29 protein-coding genes are annotated in these 24,966 nt (G+C 65.5%); 21 read left to right on the top strand and 8 right to left on the bottom strand.

The window, feature by feature from the left end; all coding sequences use genetic code 11:
- Positions 1 to 4: 4 nt before the first annotated feature.
- The 10 genes from D9R08_RS06385 to D9R08_RS06345 all read left to right on the top strand — a co-directional run bounded on the left by D9R08_RS06385 (position 5) and on the right by D9R08_RS06345 (position 7,872).
- Complete coding sequence (locus D9R08_RS06385; RefSeq protein WP_233557301.1) at positions 5 to 1,273, top strand: Na(+)-translocating NADH-quinone reductase subunit A; 1,269 nt, start codon at positions 5 to 7, stop codon at positions 1,271 to 1,273.
- On the top strand, positions 1,270 to 2,052 hold the full coding sequence (locus D9R08_RS06380) for an RnfABCDGE type electron transport complex subunit D (RefSeq protein WP_121897176.1): 783 nt from the start codon (positions 1,270 to 1,272) through the stop codon (positions 2,050 to 2,052). Before D9R08_RS06385 ends, D9R08_RS06380 begins: the two co-directional genes overlap by 4 nt.
- Positions 2,039 to 2,833 carry a Na+-translocating NADH-quinone reductase subunit C gene (locus D9R08_RS06375; RefSeq protein WP_121897175.1) on the top strand — a complete coding sequence of 265 codons (795 nt, stop codon included), beginning with the start codon at positions 2,039 to 2,041 and terminating at the stop codon, positions 2,831 to 2,833. The genes D9R08_RS06380 and D9R08_RS06375 overlap by 14 nt, the downstream gene beginning before the upstream one ends.
- Positions 2,834 to 2,836: 3 nt before the next feature.
- The gene (locus D9R08_RS06370) at positions 2,837 to 3,502 is read left to right on the top strand and encodes an NADH:ubiquinone reductase (Na(+)-transporting) subunit D (RefSeq protein WP_121897174.1); all 666 of its coding nucleotides are present in this window, start codon (positions 2,837 to 2,839) and stop codon (positions 3,500 to 3,502) included.
- Positions 3,499 to 4,113: an NADH:ubiquinone reductase (Na(+)-transporting) subunit E gene (nqrE, locus tag D9R08_RS06365; protein WP_121897173.1), complete on the top strand. Its 615-nt coding sequence runs from the start codon at positions 3,499 to 3,501 to the stop codon at positions 4,111 to 4,113. Before D9R08_RS06370 ends, nqrE begins: the two co-directional genes overlap by 4 nt.
- A complete protein-coding gene (gene nqrF, locus D9R08_RS06360) occupies positions 4,110 to 5,333 on the top strand; it encodes an NADH:ubiquinone reductase (Na(+)-transporting) subunit F (RefSeq protein ID WP_121897172.1) in 1,224 nt (407 codons plus the stop codon). The genes nqrE and nqrF overlap by 4 nt, the downstream gene beginning before the upstream one ends.
- Positions 5,334 to 5,368: 35 nt before the next feature.
- The gene (locus D9R08_RS06355) at positions 5,369 to 6,313 is read left to right on the top strand and encodes an FAD:protein FMN transferase (protein ID WP_233557299.1); all 945 of its coding nucleotides are present in this window, start codon (positions 5,369 to 5,371) and stop codon (positions 6,311 to 6,313) included.
- A 16-nt stretch (positions 6,314 to 6,329) separates the two neighbouring features.
- Positions 6,330 to 6,506: a hypothetical protein gene (locus tag D9R08_RS19200; RefSeq protein ID WP_199709268.1), complete on the top strand. Its 177-nt coding sequence runs from the start codon at positions 6,330 to 6,332 to the stop codon at positions 6,504 to 6,506.
- Complete coding sequence (locus D9R08_RS06350; RefSeq protein ID WP_121897171.1) at positions 6,503 to 6,895, top strand: CBS domain-containing protein; 393 nt, start codon at positions 6,503 to 6,505, stop codon at positions 6,893 to 6,895. Before D9R08_RS19200 ends, D9R08_RS06350 begins: the two co-directional genes overlap by 4 nt.
- A gap of 356 nt (positions 6,896 to 7,251) precedes the next feature.
- A complete protein-coding gene (locus D9R08_RS06345) occupies positions 7,252 to 7,872 on the top strand; it encodes a hypothetical protein (protein ID WP_121897170.1) in 621 nt (206 codons plus the stop codon).
- Between the two features lie 60 nt (positions 7,873 to 7,932).
- Here the strand turns inward: D9R08_RS06345 and D9R08_RS06340 are convergent, their stop codons facing one another.
- Positions 7,933 to 8,355: a DUF6314 family protein gene (locus D9R08_RS06340; RefSeq protein ID WP_121897169.1), complete on the bottom strand. Its 423-nt coding sequence runs from the start codon at positions 8,353 to 8,355 to the stop codon at positions 7,933 to 7,935.
- On the bottom strand, positions 8,352 to 9,161 hold the full coding sequence (locus D9R08_RS06335) for a hypothetical protein (RefSeq protein WP_147450623.1): 810 nt from the start codon (positions 9,159 to 9,161) through the stop codon (positions 8,352 to 8,354). Before D9R08_RS06335 ends, D9R08_RS06340 begins: the two co-directional genes overlap by 4 nt.
- 163 nt (positions 9,162 to 9,324) lie before the next feature.
- Between D9R08_RS06335 and purB the strand changes: the two genes are divergently transcribed.
- The 11 genes from purB (at position 9,325) to D9R08_RS06285 (ending at position 18,909) form a co-directional block, all read left to right on the top strand.
- The gene (purB, locus tag D9R08_RS06330) at positions 9,325 to 10,629 is read left to right on the top strand and encodes an adenylosuccinate lyase (RefSeq protein WP_121897167.1); all 1,305 of its coding nucleotides are present in this window, start codon (positions 9,325 to 9,327) and stop codon (positions 10,627 to 10,629) included.
- Positions 10,630 to 10,817: 188 nt separating this feature from the next.
- Positions 10,818 to 10,985: a hypothetical protein gene (locus D9R08_RS19090; protein ID WP_158598938.1), complete on the top strand. Its 168-nt coding sequence runs from the start codon at positions 10,818 to 10,820 to the stop codon at positions 10,983 to 10,985.
- 125 nt (positions 10,986 to 11,110) lie between these two features.
- Entirely contained in the window at positions 11,111 to 11,647 is a 537-nt protein-coding gene (locus tag D9R08_RS06325) for a tetratricopeptide repeat protein (RefSeq protein WP_121897166.1), read from the top strand.
- Positions 11,648 to 11,903: 256 nt separating this feature from the next.
- Positions 11,904 to 12,770 carry a LytTR family DNA-binding domain-containing protein gene (locus D9R08_RS06320; protein ID WP_121897165.1) on the top strand — a complete coding sequence of 289 codons (867 nt, stop codon included), beginning with the start codon at positions 11,904 to 11,906 and terminating at the stop codon, positions 12,768 to 12,770.
- A gap of 152 nt (positions 12,771 to 12,922) precedes the next feature.
- Complete coding sequence (locus D9R08_RS06315) at positions 12,923 to 13,993, top strand: flagellar motor switch protein FliG (RefSeq protein WP_121897164.1); 1,071 nt, start codon at positions 12,923 to 12,925, stop codon at positions 13,991 to 13,993.
- Positions 13,994 to 14,044: 51 nt separating this feature from the next.
- On the top strand, positions 14,045 to 15,055 hold the full coding sequence (locus D9R08_RS06310) for a ligase-associated DNA damage response exonuclease (RefSeq protein WP_121897163.1): 1,011 nt from the start codon (positions 14,045 to 14,047) through the stop codon (positions 15,053 to 15,055).
- Positions 15,052 to 15,726: a signal peptidase I gene (gene lepB, locus D9R08_RS06305; protein ID WP_121897162.1), complete on the top strand. Its 675-nt coding sequence runs from the start codon at positions 15,052 to 15,054 to the stop codon at positions 15,724 to 15,726. Before D9R08_RS06310 ends, lepB begins: the two co-directional genes overlap by 4 nt.
- Entirely contained in the window at positions 15,723 to 17,315 is a 1,593-nt protein-coding gene (locus D9R08_RS06300; protein ID WP_121897161.1) for an ATP-dependent DNA ligase, read from the top strand. Before lepB ends, D9R08_RS06300 begins: the two co-directional genes overlap by 4 nt.
- Positions 17,308 to 17,712: a hypothetical protein gene (locus tag D9R08_RS06295; RefSeq protein WP_121897160.1), complete on the top strand. Its 405-nt coding sequence runs from the start codon at positions 17,308 to 17,310 to the stop codon at positions 17,710 to 17,712. The genes D9R08_RS06300 and D9R08_RS06295 overlap by 8 nt, the downstream gene beginning before the upstream one ends.
- A complete protein-coding gene (locus D9R08_RS06290) occupies positions 17,705 to 18,577 on the top strand; it encodes a serine hydrolase domain-containing protein (protein WP_121897159.1) in 873 nt (290 codons plus the stop codon). The genes D9R08_RS06295 and D9R08_RS06290 overlap by 8 nt, the downstream gene beginning before the upstream one ends.
- A 149-nt stretch (positions 18,578 to 18,726) precedes the next feature.
- A complete protein-coding gene (locus D9R08_RS06285; protein ID WP_121897158.1) occupies positions 18,727 to 18,909 on the top strand; it encodes a hypothetical protein in 183 nt (60 codons plus the stop codon).
- Positions 18,910 to 19,089: 180 nt separating this feature from the next.
- Here D9R08_RS06285 and D9R08_RS06280 read toward each other — a convergent pair whose 3' ends face one another.
- The 6 genes from D9R08_RS06280 to D9R08_RS06255 form a co-directional block, all read right to left on the bottom strand.
- Positions 19,090 to 20,466 (bottom strand): TrkH family potassium uptake protein, encoded by a 1,377-nt coding sequence (locus D9R08_RS06280; protein ID WP_121897157.1) that lies wholly within the window; start codon positions 20,464 to 20,466, stop codon positions 19,090 to 19,092.
- 57 nt (positions 20,467 to 20,523) lie between these two features.
- Positions 20,524 to 20,943 carry an HIT family protein gene (locus D9R08_RS06275; protein WP_121897156.1) on the bottom strand — a complete coding sequence of 140 codons (420 nt, stop codon included), beginning with the start codon at positions 20,941 to 20,943 and terminating at the stop codon, positions 20,524 to 20,526.
- Between the two features lie 50 nt (positions 20,944 to 20,993).
- Positions 20,994 to 21,773: a gamma-glutamyl-gamma-aminobutyrate hydrolase family protein gene (locus tag D9R08_RS06270; RefSeq protein ID WP_121897155.1), complete on the bottom strand. Its 780-nt coding sequence runs from the start codon at positions 21,771 to 21,773 to the stop codon at positions 20,994 to 20,996.
- Positions 21,774 to 21,884: 111 nt separating this feature from the next.
- Positions 21,885 to 22,265, bottom strand: a complete 381-nt coding sequence (locus D9R08_RS06265; RefSeq protein ID WP_121897154.1) for a RidA family protein — start codon at positions 22,263 to 22,265, stop codon at positions 21,885 to 21,887.
- Positions 22,262 to 22,687, bottom strand: a complete 426-nt coding sequence (locus D9R08_RS06260) for a GlcG/HbpS family heme-binding protein (RefSeq protein ID WP_121897153.1) — start codon at positions 22,685 to 22,687, stop codon at positions 22,262 to 22,264. The genes D9R08_RS06265 and D9R08_RS06260 overlap by 4 nt, the downstream gene beginning before the upstream one ends.
- Positions 22,688 to 22,740: 53 nt before the next feature.
- Positions 22,741 to 24,885, bottom strand: a complete 2,145-nt coding sequence (locus D9R08_RS06255; protein WP_121897152.1) for a malate synthase G — start codon at positions 24,883 to 24,885, stop codon at positions 22,741 to 22,743.
- Between the last annotated feature and the right edge of the window lie 81 nt (positions 24,886 to 24,966).

The raw sequence follows: 24,966 nt of genomic DNA, 5'->3' as shown, positions 1-24,966 counted from the left end.
CAGGATGACCATTCTGGGATCCGGAGCAGGGCTCAGTCCAGATCTCTTCTCTCCATCTTTTCTTCCGGAGACCGACACCGTGGTCACCGAAGAGGCGGCGGTGCGTGCGCCCTCCGGGCGTTCCCTTCATGTCACGCCGCTGGTCAGAGAAGGCGACATGGTCGCAAAGGGCGACGCCGTGGCCTGCCTGCGCCACGCCCCGGATGTCTGTTTCGTGGCGCCGATCGCCGGACAGGTGGCGAGGCTCTCGCTGCTGCCGGGCCGGAAGCTGTCGGAGATCGTTCTTTTTCGCGAGCCTGACGGTGCGGTCCGGCAACACGATCCCGGCCAGGCCGACGCCACGGCGGGCCTAAGGCGGCTGATGCAGGGCGCGGGCCTCTGGCCATGGCTGCGGCGGCGCCCCTTCGGCGGCATGCCGGCCCATGACGAAAAACCCTCGGCCATCTTCGTGATGGCGGCCGACACGCGCCCCTTCGCCCCCGACCCCCGCCAGGCGATTGCGGGGCGGGAGGAGGATTTCTCACGTGGCCTTGCCGCTCTTCTGCGGCTGACGGAGGGGCCTGTCATCGTGTGCCAGCAGGCCGGTGCGCCGCTGTTCGACCGTGGCGCGGATGACGGCCGGATCCGCACCATCACCCGCGGCGCGCGCCATCCGCAGGCCTCCGCCGGAATATGCATCCATCATTTTTTCCCCGCCGGCCTCGACGCACCGGTCTGGGATATTCACGCCGAAGACGCGGCGGCGCTCGGCACCCTGCTCGACACCGGAGAGCTGCCGATGCAGCGATTGGTGCATATTGCCGGCGCCGGGCTGCGCGACGCACGGACGGTTTGGACCCATCCGGGCGCCGATCTCCGCCAGCTGACGCAGCGGGTCGTTGCCCCGGGGCCGCATCAGTTGATCTCCGGCTCACCCCTCGACGGCCATCTGTCGCGCTGGCTGGCACCGCGCCACCGTCAGATCACCGTGCTGCCGCGCGAAACCGTCCACAGCCGCCCGCACTGGCTGGTCTCGGCCCTGACCCAATCGGCCGGCGCGAAACCGGCGATCCCGACCGCGGCCCTCAGCAAGGCGTTCGGAGGCGCGCTTCCGGCCGCACCGTTCATCCGCGCGCTCTCCGCCGGCGACGACGAGACCGCGATGAAGCTCGGCGTGCTGTCGCTTCTGGAGGAAGACCTGGCCCTGGCGGATTACGTGCTGAGCGAGACCGGCCAGCTCACCGCGCAGCTTCGCGGCATGCTGGCCCGCATCCGGACGGAGTTCGACGCATGATCCGGGGCCTCTGGAACCGCGAAACCGTCGCGCTCATGCTTCTGGCGGCCTATCTGCCGCTGGCGCTGTTCTGGCTCTGGCTGGGCGGAACCGGCGCGCTGGCGCAGCTTGCCCTCGCGGTGCTCGTGGTCGGCATATGGCATCTGGTCTTCATGCTGATGCGCGCGCAGGCCCCGTCGCTTGCCGCGCTGACCACGGCGCTCGCCATTGCCATGCTGGCCCCTGAGGATCTTGGCGCGTTTCGCCTTGTGCTGGGCGTCAGCTTCGGCGTGGTGATGGGCGAACTCGTCTTCGGCGGCTGGGGGCGCAATGTGGTGAACCCGGCGATCGTCGCGCTGTCGTTCCTGGGTTTCGGTTTTCCGGCCTTTTCGTGGCCGGTTTTCGACGCCCCGATCGCCTGGGCCGCGATCCCCGCCGCGCTGATCGGCGTGGCAAGCGGGGCCATGCCGGCGGCGGTGCTTGCAGGCGCCGCCCTGGTCGCGACCGGCGCCGTGCTGACCGGTATTCTGCCGGAGCAGGTGCTGCTCGCCGCGGGCATCGTTCTTGTGCTGCTTGTCGCCGACCCGGTGACCAGCGCGGCGACGACGCTCGGGCGCTGGATCAACGGCGCCCTATACGCGGGGCTCGTCACTTTTTTTGCATTTGGCTGGACCGGAGCCGCCCCGGTGCAGATCGCCGTGGCCGCGGCGCTGCTTACGTCGCTTGCCGCGCCGCTGCTGGACGAGGCCGCGTTGGCGCTCTGGGTCGCTCAACGCAGGAGGCGTCATGGCCGCACGTAACTGGAATCCCTGGCTCAGGTTGCTGGCGCTGCCGAACGAGAGCCGCGCCAAGACGGTTCTCGTGGCGTTTCTTGTCTCGGCCGTCTGTGCCGCGCTGGTCAGCGGGGCGACGGTGGCCCTGCGTCCGATACAGACCGCGAATCGCGCGGCCGAAGAGCAGGCACGTATCGCGGCGCTGGTGGAGGGCATTCCCGGCATGGCCACACTTCTGGAGCAATCGGGCGGTGCGCTTTCGACCGTCGTCATCAATCTCCGCAATGGCCGTGCCGCGGCGGATGTGACCCCGGCCACCCTTGATGCGGCGCTGAGCGACCCCGGCAACTGGACGGCGCTTGATGCCGGGCAGGACCTCGCCGGTCTTGGCCAGCGCCCCGATTACGCTCAGGTCTTCCTGCTCCGCGACGGGGACAGTGTGTCGCTCGTGCTGCTGCCGCTCAGCGGTCAGGGCTACGGCGGGCGCATGGATGCGATCCTCGCACTCAGGGGCGATATGAACACCATTGCGGGCATCGCCGTTACGCAGCATTCCGAGACACCGGGACTGGGCGCGCGGATCGAGGAAACCTCCTGGCAGGCGAGCTTTCCCGGCACCGAACTGCGTGACGATGGCGGTGAGATGCGCTTTCGCGTGGCGCGCGGTCCGGCGTCCGGGGTGCATGAAGTCGATGGTATCACCGGGGCCACGCGAACCGGGCGTGGGGTCACGCAGATGGTACGCTTCTGGCTGGGCCCGGACGGGTACGGGCCGCTCCTCGATGCCATTGATCGGGGAGAATTCTGAGCGATGGAAAAACGCACGGATCTCTGGGGCACCCTGACCGATCCGCTGATCCGGCAAAATCCGGTGACGCTCCAGATCCTCGGGATCTGCTCGGCGCTCGCGGTCACCACCACGCTTGCGACGGCCGTCACCATGTCGATCTCGCTGACCGTGGTGCTTACCCTTGCCGCGGGCTTCGTCAGCGTGATCCGCCGGCATATCCCGGACACGATACGCCTGATCGTGCAGATCGTCATCGTGGCCTCGCTCGTCATCGTGATCGACCAGATCCTGCAAGCCTATTTCGCCGAGATCAGCCGGGCCCTCTCCGTCTATGTGGGCCTGATCACCACGAACTGCCTCGTGCTGGGCCGGACCGAGGCCTTCGCCCGCCATCACAGGCCCCTGCCCGCAATGGTCGACGCGTTCGGCAACGGGCTTGGCTATTCGCTCATCCTGATCGTGATCGGCGGCTTGCGCGAACTGTTCGGCAAGGGAGAGCTTTTCGGCATCCAGGTACTTCCGCTGGCCGATGCAGGGGGCTGGTTCACGCCGCTCAGCCTGATGCTGCTGGCGCCGTCGGCCTTCTTCCTTCTCGGGCTCCTCGTCTGGGCAATCCGAAGCCTGCTGCGCGAGCAGGTCGAAGCCCGCGAGCACACACCCCCGCTCAGAACGGAGCCTGCGGAATGACCGATCTCTGGGGTCTCTTTGTCACTGCGGCCTTCGTCGACAACATGCCGCTGACGCTGTTTCTGGGGCTCTGCACCTTTCTGGCCCTGTCGAAGCGGCCCGAGGCCGCCCTGGGTCTAGGGGTCGCCATGACCGGTGTTCTTGGTGTGACGGTGCCGCTCAATCACCTGATCTATCAGGGGCTTCTGGCACCGGGCGCCTGGGCCTGGGCGGGCTTGCCCGAGCTTGACCTGTCTTATCTCTCGCTCATCGCCTTCATCGGCGTGATCGCGGCCTCGGTGCAGTTTCTCGAAATGGTGCTAGATCGGTTCTTCCCGGCGATCCATGCCGCGTTCGGGGTGTTCCTGCCCCTGCTGACCGTGCAATGCGCGATCCTCGCCGGCAGCCTGTTCATGGTCGAACGCAGCTATACGTTGGCGCAATCCGCGGTTTTCGGGCTGGGCAGCGGTTTGGGCTTTGCGGTGGCGGTGGCCATGCTTGGCGCGATCCGCACACGGCTGGCCTATGCCGATCTGCCGGACGGATTGCGCGGTCTGGGCATCGCCTTCGTGCTTGCCGGGCTCATGTCGCTTGGTTTTGCCTCCTTTGCGCAAATGGCAGCGGCGCAATGACGGAGGTTCTGCTTGGCAGTCTGATCATCGTGGCGCTCACCGTGGGCCTGTCAGCCGCGCTCATCGCCGTCCGGCGGCGGCTTGTCCCCGATACCGGGCTCGATGTTGCGGTGAACGGCGCGGTGCATGTGATGGCCCGCCGCGGCGACAAGCTTCTGGGAGTGCTGCATGACGCGGGCATCGCGATCCCCGCGGCCTGCGGCGGCACGGGCACCTGCGGTCTCTGCCGTGTCACCGTCACCGGCGCAGGGGCGGGCGAGCCCCAGGCGACGGAGCGCGGTGTGCTCTCGGCCCGCGACCGCCGGGCCCATATCCGCCTGGCCTGCCAGACCAGCCTGCGCGGCGACTGCGCGGTGCAGGTGCCCGACGACATCCTGAGCGCCGGCGGAGGTTTCGTCTGCCAGATCACCTCGACCCGGATGCTCGCCCCGCTTATCCGTGAGATCGTGGTGGATCTGCCTGCGGATCGCCCGTCGGAGTTCCGCGCGGGCGATTTCATGCAGATCACCGCCCCGCCCTACCAGCTCGACTTCGCCACGCTCGACCTGCCGCCCGCCTTCCGGGACGCGTGGGACGTCGCCGGATGGCGGTCGATGCAGGTGGGCTCCGAAGCCGAGGTGACGCGCGCCTATTCGCTCGCCAGCCGCCCCGAGGACAAGGGGCAGGCCGTGTTCAACATCCGCCTCGCCGTGCCGCCTGCGGGCCGCGAGACGGAGGTACCGCCTGGCATCGTGTCCTCCTGGCTGTTTTCGGTGCAGCCCGGCGACGACATCACGCTGTCCGGTCCGTTCGGCGATTTCCACGTTCAGCCGACCGGGCGCGAGATGATCTATGTCGGCGGCGGCGTCGGCATGGCCCCGCTCCGTGCGATGATCCATCAGGAACTTGCGCGGGGCACCGAACGCCGCATCCGTTATTTCTACGGCGCGCGGTCTGCGGCCGACCTGTTCTATTCCGAGGAGTTCGCCGCGCTCGCCGCTCGGCACGAGAATTTCAGCTGGACGCCCGCCCTGTCGGACCCGGCGCCGGGCGACCGCTGGACCGGCGCGACCGGTTTTATCCACGACACGCTCAGGGCCGAGATGAGCGGCCACCCCACACCCGAGGACTGCGAGTATTATCTCTGCGGACCGCCTGTGATGATCTCGGCGGTTCTGGCTACGCTGGAGCGGCTTGGTGTCGAAGCATCCTCAATCTTTTACGACGATTTCGGAGCCTGATGGACATGACGTGCCTACATACCCCCTCCAGACGCATGGCTCTCGGGCTGATCGGCGCGACGCTGGTCTTGCCGCGGGCCGCCAGCGCGGGTGGCCTCGACACCGTTTCGGGAAGCGCCTTCGGAACTCATTGGCGCATCGCCGCGCCGGCCGGCAGTGGCATTGCCCGGCTGGCACCCGGCATCGACAGCCTGTTTGCGGAGGTCGACCGGCAATTCTCGCCCTGGCGCAGCGACAGCGCCATCAGCCGTTTCAATACCGGCCCGGCCGGTCTGCACACGACAGGGCCGGCCCTGATCGCGGTGACCGCCGCGGCGCTGGACATTGCCGAGAGGAGCGCGGGCGCCTTCGATCCCACCGTCGGGCCGCTTGTTGCACGATGGGGTTTCGGACCGATTGACCGGGGCGGCGCGCCGGACTGGCGCGGGCTGTCTGCCGGACCGGCAGGGCTGGCCAAGGCGCGGGCCGGGCTGACGCTCGATCTCTGCGGCATCGCGAAGGGCTGGGCGCTGGACCGCGCCGCCGATCTTGCGCGCGCCGCCGGTTTCGAAAACCTCCTTCTCGATCTGGGGGGCGAGTTCATCGCACTTGGCCGGCACCCCGACGGGCGGGACTGGCGCCTTGCGGTGGAGGCGCCGCTGACATCCGGACCGCCGCCCGCGGCGTTGCGATTGCCCGACGGGGCCGCCGCCGCCACATCGGGCATGCGGGCGCAAAGCTATAGTCTGAACGGGCGTCTCTACAGCCACATCATCGACCCCGGCGCCCGGTCTCCGGTGGCGGGCGGGCTGCGCTCGGTGACCGTCGTCGCGCGGGACGCATTGACGGCCGATGGCTGGGCCACGGCGCTCTGTGCAGCGGGCGAAGAGGCAGGCCCCGCCCTCGCCGAACGTCACGACATCGCGGCCCTGTTTCTGATCGAGGATCAGGGCGCGGTGCACGAGATCCGGACCGGGCCGATCGCCGAGGTGATCCTGTGAGGGAGAGGGCGCGCTGATGGAAATCCTCTTCGCCATCGCTGTCGTCTCGCTGGCGGCCGGCGGGATCGGCCTCGGCCTCGTGCTCGGGCGGGGGCCGGCGCGGACAAGCTGCGGCGCGGCGGATCACCTTGCGGTCGGTCGCTGCGCCGACTGCCCGCTGCGACGGCGCGTGCAACGAAAGGACGGACAATGACGGAATACCGCATCGGTACGATCATGCGTAAGGACAGCCCGATCCTGACCGCCGAAACACCGATCCGGCGCGCGGTCGCGGTGCTGGTCGATGCACGGGCCGCCGCGGCGGCGGTGCTTGGCGATGACGGGCAACTGGTGGGTATCCTCACGCAGAAAGACTGCTTCCGGCCTGCGCTTCATGCCAGCTATCACCGTGAATGGACGGGACAGGTGGGCGATCACATGTCACGCACGGTGACCTCGGTCGACGTGGACGACGAGGTGATCCGAGTGGCCGAGATGTTCCTGGCGCATCCCCACCGCGTCTTCCCGGTGCTGGACGGCGCGCGTGTGGCGGGCATGCTGCACCGCTCGGATGTGCTGGCCCTTCTGACGCGTTTCGGCTGAGAGACCGCTTGGCCGCCACCGAGGCCGGCTTTGCGCCGCGTGTGGAGGGCATGCAGTTCAAAAGTCCCGGCGTGGCGGGTGTCACGTCACGATCCTTCTAATAAAAGACCGCGGCGAAGACCAATTCTGAAAGCAGACGATTCAAACTGAAAAGAACAGGTTTGAGCGCCACAGCAACCACTTCTGCGTCGCGAATGATGTTTTTGCACGTGGCATTCGTATCACGTTAGGTTTCGCCCGCACCGCCGCTTCATGCTATGCGTGGACCGGCACTTGGAAGGTGAAGTCAAAGCGGCTGGAAAGGTACCGGTGACCGATATGCATCACGCTTTCGAACGGGTATCGAGGCCATTGCTTTGCTGAAGCTTCGCATTGGCTTGATGTGCTTTGCGCTGCTGTTAGCAACGGCATCGAAAGCCGCTGCGTGCAACTTCTCTTCAAACGCGCAAATGGAGTCGCTTCTTTATGAGTTCGGATGGTCGTTGCGGGGCATACCAACAGCAAACAGCTTCGAGCGATCAGTTTCCGACCTGAGCTCCCGACGTCCCGGACGGTACCGCAAGACAGTTTTGACGCCGTTCGTCGGATGCAGCACTGTGCAGATTGAGGTCGTCCACGGCACGGCGATATGGCCGTGGATTGATTTCCGATCAATGGCCACCCGATCCGCATGGGATATTTTTTCCTTTGACCCGGGCGACATCGCCGACATCCGGCTGTCTCAAGGTCAATCGATGTTTTACGACAGCTCTCTCGATGACTCCTTTGGCCCCATAAGGGCGAGTCTTTTCCTTGAATGTCGAGGCGGAGAGAACTGCATAAGCCAATCATTCGAACTTCGAGCGATGGAAGGGGACGGACCCGTCATACAGGAATATGAGGTTGAGATCAGCGAAACTTATCTATGGGTGACCTTTCCAGAGGAAGACAGGGAGCTGTTTCAGATGGTCATTCTGGAATGGCTTCAATCTCGGTGAAATAAGTGTCCATGTCCTCTTTGTAGAACGCAAATGCTGCCGAGAAAACATTGACGTGGGCTAAGACGTGCCGGTCGGAAGAGGGCTATACCGGCTTGTAATCACCGCCTCCTTGCGGGGGCCCGTGACATGCCAGCGGGCGCTCCAATTGGGCCAGTCCGTCAGATCGTACCGCACCTCATATATGTCGGGCGGGCAGATATGGCGGGCCTCGGGCGCATCGCCGGTCAGCTCATGGAACGGTCGGCCGTCGTCGAAATACACCCGCAGCAGCCCCGCCTCCTCCCGCCAGAGATAGCGTCGTGTCGCCTGCATCGGGGCGGTGTCGCCATAGCGCAGCAGCCCGGTTTCGATCTGGGTCAGGCCGGTGCCGTCCGGCTGCCAGACGGCCTCTCCCTCCAGCAGGCCGGACAGCCCCGCGCGCCGGTCCTCGATCTGCCTGTCCAGCCGCCAGACACCTTCCAGATCGGCCAGCGCGATCACTCCGCAAACACTCCGGTCGAGACATTCCCCCAATCGTCGGTGAACCGCACCGCGTTGCCGCCATCATGGTGGAGGTCATAACAATCCCACGCATCGCCGGGGGGCCATTGGCTGCAGTAGCGCCCGCCTTCGGCCCGCCAATAGCCCCAGCTTGTCTCCGCCGCGCGATAAAGCGTGCGCCCTGAGGGCAGGAAGCGCTGGAAATCCCCGTTTTCGTAAACCAGATCATGGGCGGTCAAAAGCGCGGTCATGCCGCTATCGTCCAGCCGCTCCCACACCGTGCCCGCGGCTCCGAGTGTGCGGATACCGGCGCAATCGTCGCGGAACGCAGTAGCCATGGCGCCGATCCCGTCGAGCGGCAGGATCTCGGCCATATCCGCAGACAGCGCGAACTGCATCTCGCGGCCATTGCGCAACGCCTCCCACAGCGGCGAGGTCATCCCGACGGAAAACACGATCCCGCTGATCCCGGACCCGCTGCCGCCGCCCGTCACGCGGCCCTGACCCGGCATGGTGAACCCCGGGGCGATATCCAACGCATAGGCGACGGGGGTGCCGGTCTCGTAGCCGGCGGTCCCGACGCGGATCCGTATCTCTGCAAAGGGCTCCTCCGCACCGATTATGCAGGTTGCACGGAAGACCGCCGCATCCGCATGCGGGGCCCCGAAGGCCAATGTCATGCGGGTGTCTGCGGGGTCCTGATCGACAAGCCGGTCATAGCGCCAGGTCATCGTCTCCTGGGCGGCGCCCGGCATACCCGCCAGCGCCAGAAGGGCAGCCAGCATCAGGGGGCGATGAAAGGTCATGGACGTGGCTCCGCTGCCGAGAGGCTGGCCTCAGGCTAAGGCCAACCGCCCCCGGCGGACAACGGTATTCGCCCGGCCGACCCTGCGACACACCCGTTGCTTGTCCTTCGGGCGCGAGCTTCGTAAGACGGCGGCGCGCCCGCGCTTACCAGAAGGACCACCCATGATCCCCCGATATTCCCGCCCCGAAATGGTTGCCGTCTGGGAGCCTGCCACCAAGTTCCGCATCTGGTACGAGATCGAGGCCCATGCCTGCGACGCGCAGGCGGAACTGGGCGTGATCCCGAAAGAGAACGCCGAGGCCGTTTGGAAGGCGCGCGACGTCCCCTTCGACGTTGCGCGGATCGACGAGATCGAGGCCGTCACCAAGCATGACGTCATCGCCTTTCTGACCCATCTGGCCGAGATCATCGGCCATGAGGAGGCGCGTTTCGTCCATCAGGGGATGACCTCGTCGGACGTGCTCGACACAACCCTGAACGTGCAACTGGTGCGCGCCGCCGATATTCTGCTGGCCGACATGGACGCCCTGCTGGACGCCCTGAAACGCCGCGCCTATGAACACAAGATGGATGTCCGGATCGGCCGCTCCCACGGGATCCATGCCGAACCGGTGACCATGGGTCTGACCTTCGCCCGGTTCTATGCGGAGATGGACCGGAACCGCGACCGCCTGCGCGCCGCCCGTGCCGAGATCGCCACCGGCGCCATCTCGGGGGCGGTCGGAACCTTCGCCAATATCGACCCGGCGGTGGAGGCCCATGTCTGCGACCGGATGGGCCTGACGCCCGAGCCGATTTCCACACAGGTCATCCCGCGCGACCGGCATGCGATGTTCTTTGCCACGCTTGGCGTCATCGCCAGCAGCATCGAAAACATCGCGATCGAGATCCGCCACATGCAGCGCACCGAAGTTCTGGAGGCCGAGGAGTTTTTCTCCAAGGGGCAGAAAGGCTCCTCCGCGATGCCGCATAAACGCAATCCGGTCCTGACCGAGAACCTGACCGGTCTGGCGCGCCTTGTGCGGATGGCGGTGATCCCTGCGATGGAGAACGTGGCCCTATGGCACGAGCGCGACATCAGCCATTCGAGCGTGGAGCGGATGATCGGGCCGGATGCCACGGTGACGCTCGATTTCGCTCTGGCCCGGCTGACGGGCGTGATCGACAAGCTGGTGATCTACCCCGACAACATGCTGGCCAACATGAACAAGTTCCGCGGCCTCGTGCATTCCCAGCGGGTCCTTCTGGCCCTGACGCAGGCCGGTGTCAGCCGCGAGGATGCCTATCGGCTGGTCCAGCGCAACGCGATGAAGGTCTGGGACGATGGCAAGGATTTCCGCGAGGAATTGCTGGCCGATGCAGATGTCACCGCCGCGCTTTCGCCCGCCGAGATCGAGGAGAAATTCGATCTCGGCTACCACACCAAACATGTGGACACGATCTTTTCCCGAGTGTTCGGCGACTGATCGGCCAAGGGCGACCCCAGGGGCGGCAGGGCCGCGACCCGGGGTGCCCTGCTCCCGCGCGCCTGCGCCCCGAAAGTCCAAGCCTATCGTCGTGATAGGGTGTTCCGCATTGCCTTTGGTCCGCCCCATGCTACCCTTTCCCCTGCAAGTGACGACACCCAGGATCCGCACCATCAGGGAGACGCGCCATGCGCATCAGAACTCTACTGGCCGGCCTCGTGCTTATGGCCACGCCCGGTCTGGCGATCGCCGAATGCAATTGGGGCGCCGGCATGAACGAAGCATCGATCAGCTGCGCCCAGGGCACGACTTGGGATGACACCACGCAGCGTTGTGTCGCCAGCGTCAGCAGTTAACCACTCCGTCCCGGACCCTTCGCATCCGGAACGACCCTTAACACGCGTCCCCGTAGCCACGAGGGCGCGTGTTTTGGTAGTCACTCCGCGCGGGTCTTCCCCCCCCGCCTCGCTCAGGATCCTGCATGTTCCGTATCGCCGCCACACTTGGTCTGATCTGCCTGCCCATGGGCGCGCTTGCCGTGGGCCCGGAGGATGACCCGCCCCTTCCCACCCAAAGCACCACGACCTGCAGCGCAGGAATGATCTGGGATCCGGGCCTTGGCCGCTGCGCCGTGATCCGCAACAGCCGTCTGGGCGATGACGCGCTCTATCGCACGGCGCGGGAACTGGCCTATGCCGGGCGCTACGAGGATGCGATCGCCACGCTCGGGCAGATGTCCGACCCCACCGAAAGCCGGGTCCTGACCACGCTTGGATATGCCCACAGACGGGCGGGGCGGGTCGATCTGGGCATGGCATATTACGACCGGGCGCTCGCCGCCGATCCCGACAATCTGCTGGCGCGCGCCTATCTGGGTCAGGGCCATCTTCTTGCCGGACGCTACAACATGGCCCGCAGAGAGCTTGATGAAATCCGCGCGCGCGGCGGGGCGGGCAGCTGGCCGGAAACGGCACTTGACCGGGCCATCGCCGCAGGTGCGGCGTTCAGCGACTACTGACGCGCGGGCGTATCATCCGCCCGCGCCTTCCGGTGCCCGATCCGGCCTGCGCGACCGCCGCGCGCCCGGCCGATCCTCACCAAAAAACAACCCCTCCGGATGATTGTTGCACCCGGAGGGGTCTCCATGTAGGGGGGTGAACCGCCCTCGGTAACATACATGGCCCCGGCCTGCTCGACTGCGTGTGACCGAATGAAAACCGCAGACAGGCCGGGCGCACACGACTACTGGTTACTGGTCACGAGTTACGAAAATCATGAGTGCAGACGATAATCAGCCCCCGAGACGCGAAACGCATTTTTATGACGTGCTTGGCGCCCCCGTGCGGATCACGTATCGCGAATTGCTTCAGGTGCTGCCCCATCGCCAGACGGTTCTTTTCCTGATTGTCGCGCTGGCGCTCTACATCATGACCGACCGGGATGTGTTCTATCATCTGACCGGTCTGGCAGGGCATCAGGATCACGATCTGATCCCTCTCACCACCCTGATCCCGGCGGGGCTCTGGCTGGTGGAGGCAGCGGTGTATATCAGTGTCTATCTGGTCTGTCTCAACCTGGTGGAGCGGGCCGGGTTCACCACCGTCTACCTGCCGGTCGTGTCTCTGGTTGCAACCAGCACCGCCAGTCTTTTGCGCATGCTGATCGGCTTGCTGGTCCTGCCCGGCACACTTCATGACTTCGCCTACCGGCTGCTGGTCACCGAATTGTGGCTCTACATTTCCACCCAGGCCGTGGAACTGCTCTATTTCCGGTTCATTCTACCGGTCTGCAAGGCGCATCTGAACATCGCCGCCGCTCAGCCGAGTGCCCGAAGGGTCGTCGTCGGCAGACAGTCATTCGCGGCGGAGGAGATCGCCTATATGAGGTCCGAGGATCACTATGTCGAAATTCAGGTGCAGGGCGCGTCGCATTTCGTGCGCGCCCGTCTGTCCGACCTGATCGCGATGGCCGGGGAGGCAGGCGGATTTCAGCCCCATCGCAGCTGGTGGATCTCGCGCAATGCCGTGGCCGATATGGTCCGCAAGAACAGGCGTTACGTCCTGCGCCTGAAAAGCGGCGAGGAGGTGCCCATCGCCCGCGGAAAAACGCAGGAGGCACGCAACTGGCTGGATCGTTCATGAAGATCCGGCCCGCAGCAGGCGCCGGCGCTGCGCGGCATCCCGTGAAATTCGCCGAAAATCCGCGCCATTTAGCCGGGCGCTCGAAACCCCGGCTTAACCTCCCGCCGCGATGTTGCCCCGCAGGTGGGACTATTGGGTAACGGGGCGATGCGATGACGCAGGATGCTGAGATATTGGACGATGCGGTGCCTGACGCCGCGAACAGCCATGCGGCGGTGCAGCCGCTGACATCCGGCCAAAAGGCGGCCGTCATCGTGCGCCTTCTTCTGTCCGAGGAGGTGCCGCTTGCCCTTGACCGACTGACCCCCTCCCAGCAGGAGCGGCTGGCCCGCTATATGGCGACGCTCAGCCATGTGAACCGCGCAACGCTGGCCCGCGTGGTGCAGGACTTCACCACCGCGCTCGACAGTCTCGCGCTGACCTTCCCGGGCGGCCTGCCCGACGCACTGACCCTGCTGGAGCCGCATCTGTCCGCCCCCGCGCGGGAGGGGCTGATGGCCGAGGCAAAGGCCAACGTGCCCGCCAACCCGTGGACGCGCCTGGCGGAGCTCGACGACGAGGAACTTGGCGCCCTCATCGCCAGCGAAAGCGCCGAGGTCTGCGCGATCCTTTTGTCGAAGCTGAGCGTCGCGCGGGCCGCGGCCGTTCTGGGCAAGATGCCCGAAGACCGGGCGGAAGTGATCGCCCATGCGGTATCGCTCACCAGTACTGTCTCGCCCGACGTGGTCGAACGCATCGGCATGACATTGCTGGGCCAGATGACCGACAAGCCGAAAGCCGCCTTCAATGTCAGCGCGGTGGACCGGGTCGGTGCGATCCTGAACGCGGCCTCGGGCTCGATCCGCGAGGCGATCCTCGACGGTCTGGACAAGCGCAACGCGGATTTCGCGCAGGAGGTGCGCCGCGCGATCTTCACCTTCGAACACATCCCCAAGCGGATCAAACCGACCGATGTGCCCAAGATCCTGCGAATAGTGGACCCCGAAAAGATGATCGTGGCCCTGTCCTCGGGCCTGGTGGAGGCCCCGATCGCCACCGAGTTCCTGTTCGAGAACATGTCCAAACGCATGGCCGAACAGATGCGCGAAGAGGCCGAGGCCCGCGGCACACCCCGCCTGCACGAGGGCGAAGCCGCGATGGCCGAGGTCGTGACCGCCATTCGCGAACTGACCGATGCCGGCGAGATCCTGTTGATCCCGCAGGAGGAGGAGGAAGAGGTGTAGCCGCCCCGCCCCCCGCGCCCTATCATCGGGGGATATGGCGGAGGTGCGCGGATGGTTCTGCAATTCACGGATCGCGGCATTTATTGCCCGGCGGGAGATTTTCATATCGACCCGTGGAAACCCGTGCCGCGCGCGCTGATCACGCATGGCCATGCGGACCATGCGCGCCCCGGCCACGGAGCCTATCTCGCCACGCGCACGGCGGCCCCGGTGATCCGCCATCGTCTGGGCGATATCCCGCTGGACACGATCACCTATGGCGAAGCGCGCCGCATCGGTGATGCGCAGGTCAGCTTTCACCCTGCGGGGCATGTTCCTGGCTCGGCGCAGATCCGGGTCGAGATCGGCGGCGAGATCTGGGTCGCCTCGGGCGATTACAAGACTGTCGACGATGGCTTGTCGGAACCGTTCGAGCCCGTTCGCTGCCATGCCTTCATCACCGAAAGCACCTTCGGCCTGCCGATCTACAACTGGCCCGATCAGGCGGTGCTGGCTGCCGATATCAACGGCTGGTGGGCGGAGAACGCCGCCGCGGGCCGCACCAGCGTGCTTGGCGTTTACTCCCTTGGCAAGGCGCAACGGGTTCTGCGCCTGCTCGACCCGTCGCTTGGCCCGATCCTGACCCATGGCGCGGTGGAAGCGACCAACCGGGTGATCCGTGGCCAGGGTCTTGCCCTGCCCGACACGATACAAGTCACCCCCGATCTGGACGCCAAGGCCCACTCCGGCGCAATGGTTCTGGCACCGCCGTCGGCGCTCGGATCGGCCTGGATGCGTCGGTTCGGGGCTGTCTCCACCGGCTTTGCTTCGGGCTGGATGCGGCTCCGGGGGGTACGTCGCCGCCGGGCCGCCGACCGGGGTTTCGTCATCTCGGACCACGCGGATTGGGACGGGCTGAACAGCGCCATCCGCGCCACCGGCGCGGACCGGATTTTCGTAACCCACGGCTATACTGCGCAGTTTTCCCGCTGGCTCACGACCCAGGGCTATGACGCGGGCATCGTCGAAACCGATTATGGCGGCGAAACCCTCGACGAGGTGACGGAGGACGACCCGGCATGATCCGCCTGCTCCTCCTTTTCGCGCTGACCGCCACGCCCGCCTTTGCGCAGGATTTCTGCTTCTGCCTGCGCTGCACCATCGGCACCCATCGCAGCTTCGCCCCCCAGACCGAGGCGATGACGCCCACCGTTCCCCGCGGGCTTTGCACCGTGTCCGAGCGCCTTTTCCCCGGCACCGCAAACCCGGTTCCCGGTGATGTGGTGCTCTATATGAACCAGACACGGGGCGACGTGGAAATGGGCCGCGTCGTGGCTCTTGCCGGGGCAGCTGTGCAGATGATCGACGGGCAGCTTCACATCGACGGCGATGCGGCCGCCACCCTTGCGCTCCCGCCACTCACCCTTCAGCGGCGCACGGATGCGACCGGGGCGCGGCCCACCTGCCCCGCCGGCACACCTGTCGACGCGACCAGCTGCACCATCGCGCAAATCCGCGAAACGCTGCCGAACGGCACCAGCTATGCGATTCTGAATCTCGCCGACGGCACGGATCTCGATGACACCGCCCCGGTCACCGTGCCGCCCGATCACGTCTTCATTCTCGGCGATCACCGCGATCTGGCGCGCGACAGCCGCGTCGGCCAAACAGCGGGCGGTCCGGGCTTTGTAGCGCTTGGCGATATCCTTGGCATTCTGGAAAGCCCCGCACCCTATCTGGAGCGCCCGGAATGAACCGCTTCGCCGCCCTTTTCACCGCGCTGGACCAGACCACCAAGACCAGCGTCAAGACCGCGGCACTTGCGGCCTATTTCCGCGATGCGCCGGACGATGACAAGCTCTGGACCATCGCCCTTCTGTCCGGGCGGCGTCCGAGGCGCACGGTGACCACCACCAAGCTCCGCGAATGGGCGGCCGAGGTTGCGGGCATCCCGCTCTGGCTGTTCGAGGAATGCTATCCCGTGGTGGGCGACCTGTCGGAAACCATCGCACTTGTCCTGCCGCCCGCGACACGGCAAAGCGCGCATTCCCTGAGCCACTGGATCACCAGCCTGCGCGCCCTCGACAAGGCGGAGGATGCCGAAAAGAAGGCCGCGATCCTTTCCGCATGGGATCAGCTTCCGCCGACGGAACGGTTCGTGTTCAACAAACTGATCACCGGTGGCTGGCGCATGGGCGTCAGTCAGAAGCTGATGACCCGCGCCCTGTCTCAGGCCACCGGTATCGACGAGCCCGACCTCACCCATCGCCTGATGGGCGACTGGAGCCCGGAGACGACCAGCTTTCACACCCTTGTGGAGAGGCCGGATCCGGATGCCAGCCTCTCGCGCCCCTACCCGTTCTACCTTGCCTACCAGATAGATGGCGCCCCCGAAGATCTCGGACCCGTGACCGATTGGTTGGCGGAGCGGAAATGGGATGGCATCCGCGGCCAGTTCATTCTGCGCGAAGGTCAGCATTTCCTGTGGTCGCGTGGTGAAGACCTGATGACCGATCGTTTTCCCGAACTTGCGCAGCTGGCAGATTTCCTGCCCGATGGCACCGTGCTGGATGCCGAGGTGCTGGCCTTTGCCAATGAAAAGCCGTTGTCCTTTGCCCGGCTGCAACCCCGGATCGGGCGCAAGACCGTGCCCAAAAAGCTGCTGGCCGAGGCGCCGGTGATCCTGATGGCCTACGATCTTCTGGAATGGGAGGGTACGGATATTCGCGCGCGGCCCCTGTCGGAACGCCGCGCCCTGCTGGAGGGGCTGATCGCGGGCCTTCCGGGCCGCGTGCCGCTTCGCCTGTCCGAAGCGGTGCCGGCGTCCAGCTGGCCCGATCTGACCGCCGCGCGCGCGGCCAGCCGCGAGATCGGGGCCGAAGGTCTGATGCTCAAACGCCTGTCGGCGCCCTATCTCGCCGGCCGCAAGAAGGGCGATTGGTGGAAATGGAAGGTCGACCCGCTGACCATCGACGCGGTGATGATCTATGCCCAAGCGGGCTCCGGCCGGCGCGCCACGCTCTACACGGATTTCACCTTCGCGGTCTGGAAGGGCGAGACGCTCGTGCCCTTCGCCAAGGCCTATTCCGGCCTGACCGATGCGGAGTTCCGCGAAATCACCAACTGGGTCCGCAAGAACACCAAGGAACGGTTCGGCCCGGTCCGGTCGGTTGCACCCGAGCATGTCTTCGAGATTGCCTTCGAGGGTATTCAGGCCTCTCCCCGTCACAAATCCGGCGTCGCGCTGCGGTTTCCGCGCATGCTCCGCTGGCGCAGGGACAAACCCGCCAAGGAGGCCAACACGTTCGAGGATCTGCAACAGATGCTGGCGCAATATGGCTGAGCCGCCCGAAACCCCAGCCCTGCGCGCGCAGTACCATATCCGGCAGGGCGCGACAGGCTCGGAGATTTGGGATGTCCGGAAACTTGTCCGGCTGGCCAAAACGCTCCCGGTGTTGGATGTCCCGCTGGCCGAGATCGGAGAGCTGGACGAGGTCTATTGGTACGGCGGCGGCGATCTCCCCACGGTCCGCTCTATCGCCTCCCACGCAAGGTTGATGGCGGAGGCCGATCTCGCCTGGCCGATCCTGCTCTCTGCCGAAGGTCGGGTGATGGATGGCATGCACCGGGTCGCCAAGGCGGCGATGGCGGGCGAGGAAACGATCCGGGCGCGGCGGTTCCCGGTCACGCCGCCAGCGGATTACCGCGACCGCGACCTGGATGATCTGCCTTATGACTGAGATGCATTGGGCACGCCTCGACGCCGACCGCACACTGACCACAGGCGGCGACCCAGGCGCTGTTTTCCCGTTCTGGAGTTTCACCAAAACGGTGATCGCGGCCACTGCACTGAGCCTTGCGGAAACCGGGCGCATCGCGCTTGACGCAACCCTCCCCGGCGCGCCCTACACACTTCGCCAGCTTCTTCGCCATACCTCCGGTCTGCCGGACTATGGCTTACTGCCGAGCTACCATGACGCGGTGGCGCGGGGCGACACATCATGGGCGTTCAGCGATGTTCTCGCGCGCAGCCTTGCCCATACCCCGGCGCAGGATCCGCAGAGCCAGTGGCGTTACTCCAATATCGGCTACCGATTTGCCCTTTCCCATATGGAAACCGAAACCGGGCATCGGCTTGGCGATCTGATCAGGACGATGTTCACCATACCATTGGGCAGCACCACCCTGCGTCTGGCCCCCTCCCCGGGTGGGTTCGCGGGCATTCACTGGCCAGAGGGGCGCGGCTATGATCCAGGCTGGGTCTATCATCGCTGCCTGATCGGCACATCAACGGACGCGGCCCGGCTCCTCCGCCTGATCCTTGCCGCCCATCCTGGCATGGGGTCAGATCCGGTGCAGCTTGGCGACGGGCCTCCGGGGCGGCCCTGGACACATATCGCCTACGGCACCGGGGTCATGTGCGGCCGGATGGGCCCGGCAGGCTCCGCAACCGGGCATTCCGGCCTCGGCCCGTTCTCCGCCACCGCGGTCTATCACTTCCCCGATCTGGCGGGCGCGCCCACCGTCGCCGCCTTCACCACCGGGGCCCATGAGGGGCCCGCCGAACAGGCGGCTGTCGATATTGCACGCGGTCGCGTGACCTGAGCACCACGCCGCCCGTTTCCGCGCCCGGCCCCGTGTACCCGAGACATGGCCGCGCAAATCTGCTATGACTGGTACCTCGTCGAGGGCCGTAGCCGCCCGGGACCGGATGGCGCCGCGCCCTCTCACATGATCTGGGGAGGACCTTGAAGATGACCGCAGCCGATATCATCAGATATGCCCGCGCCCTCTACCGCGCGCATGGCGATCGGGCCGAAGCCGAAGCCGCCCAACGGGTACGCGTTGAAACCGATGCCGGGAATACCGCCGAAGCCGAAACATGGCGCCGCATCCGGCGTTCAATCCATGAGATGCGCGGCCCAAGAGCGACCTGACCGGCGACAGCCGGGCTGAACTGAACCCGACCGGAGCAGCACAACAAAGCGTTGTCGCCCGTATGGCGGCTGTGTGCAGTCACGCATGGCCCGAACGCGCGTCTGGCCTGCCGAACAGGCCGCGCCTTGGGGCAGGGCGAGCGTTGCATGAAAGGGCGCGTGGGCCTTTCCCAAGGGTCGTCAGCAGATGAGGTTGTTGTCCGCCTCTTCCTCGCGGGTTTCGTCATGCGCGGCGACCGCGATGCCGAAGGTCAGAATACCCACTCGTCCGGCGATCATCAGAACGATCACCACCAACTTGCCCAAGGGAGACAGATCCCCGGTTATGCCCATGCTGAGCCCCACCGTGCCCATGGCCGAAATCGCCTCGAACATCAGCACCTCGAAATCCGCCCCCGCTTCGGTCAGCCCCAGCAGGAACAGCGCGACGAACAGAAGGGCAACGTAATAGGCCAGCGCGGCCGTGGCGCTTTGCAGCCTTTCGGCAGGAACCCTGCGTTTGGCCAGCCGCACCTCGTCCCGTCCCTTCAGTGTCGAGCGCACCAGCCCGAACAGCGCCGCCAGCGTGGTGGTCTTCAACCCGCCGCCGGTGCCGGCGGGCGACGCACCGATCACCATCAGCCCCATTAACACCACCAGCCCCGCCATGGAGATCTCCCCAATCGGCCAGGTATTGAACCCCACCGTCGTTGTGGCGGTCATCACCTGAAAAAACGCGGCCAGCAGGCGGTCCCACGGGCTCAGTTCGGCAATCGAGGCGTCGGCCACGTAGAAGAGCACGGTGCCGCCTGCCAGCAGCCAGAAGGTCACCCGCAGGATCACTTTCGAGGTGAAGCCAAGGTGCCGGGCGCCCCCGGTCAGGTTGCGCCAGGCATCGACAACGATCAGGAAACCCACCGCCCCGAGGATCGATAGCGCGGACAAGGTCAGCACGACCGTTGTATTTGCCTGCATCATCTCGAAACTGGAAGAATTCAGGCTGAAGCCCGCCGTGCAAAATGCCGATATCGCGTGAAAAATCGCGGACCAGAGCGGATTGTCCACCCCTTCGGCCAGAAACGCCAGATAGAGGATGATCGCGCCCACGCTTTGCACCACGAAGGTGAAGATCACCACCGCGCTCAAAAAGCCGCGCACACTGAAATCCTCCGGCAGGCTGAACTCCGCCTTTATGGTCCGTGATCGGACCCGGCTCAGCCGGTCCTGAAACGCCAGCAGGGCGAAGGAGCCGATCGTCATGTAGCCCAGGCCGCCCACCTGGATCAGCAGGATGATCACACCCTCTCCGAACCAGGAAAAACTGCTGCCCGGATCGACCGTCACAAGGCCGGTCGTGGACACTGCGGAACTGGCGATGAACAGCGCATCCAGCACCGATACCGGCACCTCATGCGCAAGCGGCAGGCTCAGCAGGAACCAGCCGAATGCGGTGTAAAGCAGATATCCCAGCAGCAGAAGCTTGGCCGGATGCGTGCGCCTCAGCGTCAGGTGCAGACCCGCCCAGATCCGTCGCAGCCGGTTGGTCCGATGCCCGGATTGGGCCGCGTCCTTGTCCATCGCAAATCCTTCGCCAATCGCTGAATAACGCGGCCGGGCCGGGTCGGTTCCCTAGGCTCAGGCCAATGCGGCCCGTATCTTGGCAGCATTGGCCGCCAGAACGTCGCGGTCTTCCATGGTGCCGGGCGGCCGCAGGCTGACCCCCGCGTGACGCGGCAGCACATGGAAATGGAGATGGAACACCTCCTGCCCGCCCGCCGCCTCGTTGAATTGCTGCAAGGTCACGCCATCTGCCTCGAACGCGGCCATGACCGCATGGGAAAGCTTCTGTACCGAGGCCATGCAGGCCGCCAGTTGCTGTGGCGTCGCATCCAGAATGTTGCGTGCGCGGCTGCGCGGAATGATCAGCACATGGCCATCCGCCCGCGGCATGATATCCATGAAGGCGACTGTATCGTCATCTTCATAGACCCGCTCGGACGGCAGGTCGCCGTTCAGGATCTTCGCAAAAATATTGTCGGGGTCATATCTGGTCACGTGCCTGTCCTCGCTGGCTTTCTTCCGCAGACATAGCGTGTCCCCGCGCCTCAGGCCACATCCGCAACCGAGACGGGTCGGCGGCCCTCCGCCCATTCCCGCGCCGCCGCCCCGAAGGCCGCGAAAAGCGGGCGGGAGACGGGATCCTCCGCCGCGCGATACTCGGGATGCCACTGCACCGAAAGGGTAAAACCCGGCGCATCGGCGATGTAAATCGCCTCGGGCGTTCCGTCCCCGGCATGGCCGTCAATCACTACCCGGACCCCGGCCTGTTTGATCCCCTGTCCGTGCAAGGTGTTGGTCATCACTTCGCGCGCGCCCATCAGCCGGTGAAACGGGCCGTTATCGCTGAATGTCACAGTGTGGCGCAGCGCGAATTTCTCCTCAAGCGTACCATCGGGCGGCATCCTGTGGTTCATCCGGCCCGGCAGGTCGCGGATCTCGGGGTAAAGCGTGCCGCCCATGGCGACATTGACCTCCTGAAACCCACGACAGACCCCGAGAAACGGTTGCCCCCGCTCCACGCAGGCCCGGATCAGGGGCAAGGCAACAGCATCGCGGGCACGGTCAAAGGCGCCATGAGCCTCCGTTTCGGCCTCGCCATATTCCTCCGGATGCACATTCGGCCGCCCCCCGGTGAACAAAAATCCGGCGCAGGTCTCCAGCAACTCGCCGGTGGAGACAAACCTCGGATCCGCCGGGATCAGCATCGGCATGCCGCCTGCCACCTCTGCCACCGCTTCGGAATTCATGGTTCCGCCCGCATGGGTCGGGTATTCATCGTTTACCAGATGATGGTTGCCGATAATGCCGATAACAGGTCGCGCCATATGCTCTCCGCGTCGCATGATCCGCTTTCTATACCTGCCCGGCGTGCCTCTGCAAACCCGCAGCGGGGCGAAATCGTCTGTGCACCCACGCACGCGCGACAGGCCCGGCGTTCATGGCATGCGCGCGGTCACCTCGATCTCTATCTTCATGCGCGGGTCCTGCAACGCTGCCACGATCATCGTCGCGGCGGGCCGCACCTCGCCCAGCCAGGCACGGGTGACAGGCCAGCACGGCTCCCAATCCGTCCGGTCGGGCAGGATGTAGCGCACCCGCACTACATCCCGCATCCCGGCCCCGGCCTCGCGCAGGGCGATGTCGATATTGCGAAACGTCTGCTCCGCCTGCTCCGCCACATCCGTGCTGATCTCCATCGTGGCATAGTCGAACCCGGTCGTGCCGGCCACGAAGATCCAATCGTCGGAGACCACCGCCCGCGAATACCCGATTTCCGCCTCGAAGGCAGAGCCTGAGGAAATCAGGCGCCGGTTCACGCGGCCCCCTCGAACCCCGCGGCCGCGATTCCGGCAAGCGCCGCTTCGGCGTCGTTCTCGGAGCTGTCGCCGGTCACGCCCACGGCGCCGATCACCTCACCCGCCACATCCTTGACCAGAACGCCGCCCGGCACCGGGATCACCTTGCCGCCATAGGCCCCGTTCACCGCGGCCATGAAATATGCCTGCGCCTCGGCCCGCGCCATCTGCGCCGAGCCCGGCATGCCCAGCATCACCGCGCCATAGGCCTTGCCCCGCGCGATCTCGAACCGGCCCGGGCTGGCCCCGTCTTCCCGCTCGAAGGCCAGAACATGACCGCCCGCGTCCAGTACAACCACCGACAAGGGCTTCAATCCCATGGTCCGGGCCTTGGCCCGCGTTTCGGCAACCATCTGCCGGGCCTTCTCCAGTGATATCGTCATCCGTTACCCTCCATTAAGGTTAATGCCACAAGCGGCATCCCCGCCGCGCTGTCCTACGCGGCTTTCCATTCCAGCCTCCGTGCATGAAGGATCGGCTCTGTGTAGCCGCTTGGCTGCACGCGGCCCTTGAACACCAGATCGCAGGCCGCCGCGAAGGCGATCCCGTTGAAGCCGGGGGCCATCGGAACATAGGCGGGATCGTCGGCGTTCTGGCGGTCCACGACCTCCGCCATCTTGCGCATCACTTCCATCACCTGAGCCTCGCTCACCACCTGATGATGCAGCCAGTTGGCGATGTGCTGCGCGGAGATCCGGCAGGTCGCCCGATCCTCCATCAGCCCCACATCATTGATATCGGGCACCTTCGAGCAGCCCACGCCCTGATCGATCCAGCGCACCACGTAGCCAAGGATGCCCTGGGCGTTGTTCTCCACCTCGCGCAATATCTGCTCCTCGCTCCAGCGCCGATAGGCCGCAAGCGGGATATCGAGAAGCGCCGTGACATAGGCCCGCCGCCCGCCAGCGGCCAGGCTTTCCTGCACCGCGGCCACATCCACCTGATGATAATGCAGCGCATGAAGCGTGGCCGCCGTGGGCGATGGTACCCAGGCGCAATTCGCCCCTGCCCGCGGATGTTCGATCTTGGCCTCCAGCATGGCGGCCATCTTGTCTGGCATCGCCCACATCCCCTTGCCGATCTGCGCCCGCCCCTTCAGGCCGCATTCCAGCCCGATATCCACATTCTGGTTCTCATAGGCGGTGATCCAGGATTTCCGCTTGATGAAATCCTTGCGGCTGAACGGCCCGGCTTCCATCGAGGTGTGGATCTCGTCCCCGGTCCGGTCCAGAAACCCGGTATTGATGAACGCCACCCGATGTCTCGCCGCACGGATGCATTCCTTGAGGTTGACCGATGTGCGCCGTTCCTCGTCCATGATCCCAAGCTTGACCGTGTAGCGCTCCAGCCCCAGAACCGCCTCGATCTTCGTGAAACTGGCATCCGCGAAGGCCACTTCCTCGGGCCCGTGCATCTTCGGCTTCACCACATAGACCGACCCGGCAACCGAATTGCGCGCGCCTTCGGTCTTGCGCAGGTCGTGGCAGGCGATCAGCGTGGTGATCATCCCGTCCATCAGCCCCTCGAACGCCTCGGAGCCGTCCTTGAGCAGGATTGCCGGATTGGTCATCAGGTGACCCACATTCCGGACCAGCATCAAGGCCCGCGCCCTGACCTCCAGCGGGCTGCCATCGGGTGCGCAATACTGCAGATCGCCGGCCAGCTTCCGGGTCATCTTCCGGCCGCCCTTTTCGAAGCTCTCCTCCAGATCGCCCTTCATCAGGCCAAGCCAGTTGCCATAGGCCAGAACCTTATCCTCGGCATCGACGCAGGCCACGCTGTCCTCGCAATCCATGATTGCCGACACCGCCGCCTCCATGCGCACATCGGCCAGAAGCGCCTGATCCCGGCTCCCGATCGGATGAGCGCGGTCGAAGACCAGTTCCACATGCAACCCGTTATTGACCAACAGGATCCGGTCGGGCGCCCGCCTGTCGCCCACGTAACCCGCGAATTTTTCGGGCGCGACAAGCGGCTTGTCGTCGATCAGCAGGGCGTCCTTTTCCACATGGTAGCGCCTCACATCCGCATGGCTCGCCCCCACGATCGGAAACGCCTCGTCCAGAAACACGCGCGCACGCGCCACAACCCGCGCGCCCCGGCCACGGTCATACCCTTCGGAAGGCGGCAGGCTGCCCATCGCGTCGGTGCCGTAAAATGCGTCGTAAAGGCTGCCCCAGCGCGCATTGGCGGCATTGAGCGCAAAACGTGCATTGGTAATCGGCACCACCAGCTGCGGCCCGGCCACTGAGGCGATCTCGGGGTCGATCCGCGAGGTGTCGATCTGGAAATCCTCGCCCTCAGGCACCAGATAGCCGATCTCCTTGAGAAATACGTGATAGCTGTTCGGGTCATGCACCTGCCCGCGCCGCGTCACGTGCCAGTCATCAATCTGGCGCTGCAGCACCTCGCGCTTTGCCAGAAGCGCGAGGTTTTTCGGCGCCCCGTCATGCAACAGGTCCGAAAACCCTTCCCAGAAGGCCGCTTCATCCACACCGGTGCCCGGCAGCGCCTGCGTTTCTATGAAATCCGCCAGTTCCCGCGCCACCTGCAAGCCCGCCCGCGCAACCCGATCTGTCATCGTTGTCCAACCCTTTGCTGCCCGCCGCGGGGCCTTTCGCCATACAATGGTATGCAGTTAGAAAAAATCGGGCCGGGAGGC

The organism is Rhodophyticola porphyridii, assembly GCF_003688285.1.
Classification (GTDB): domain Bacteria; phylum Pseudomonadota; class Alphaproteobacteria; order Rhodobacterales; family Rhodobacteraceae; genus Rhodophyticola; species Rhodophyticola porphyridii.
Note: the sequence above shows the minus strand (reverse complement) of the source record. Positions and strands in the feature narration are given on the sequence as shown.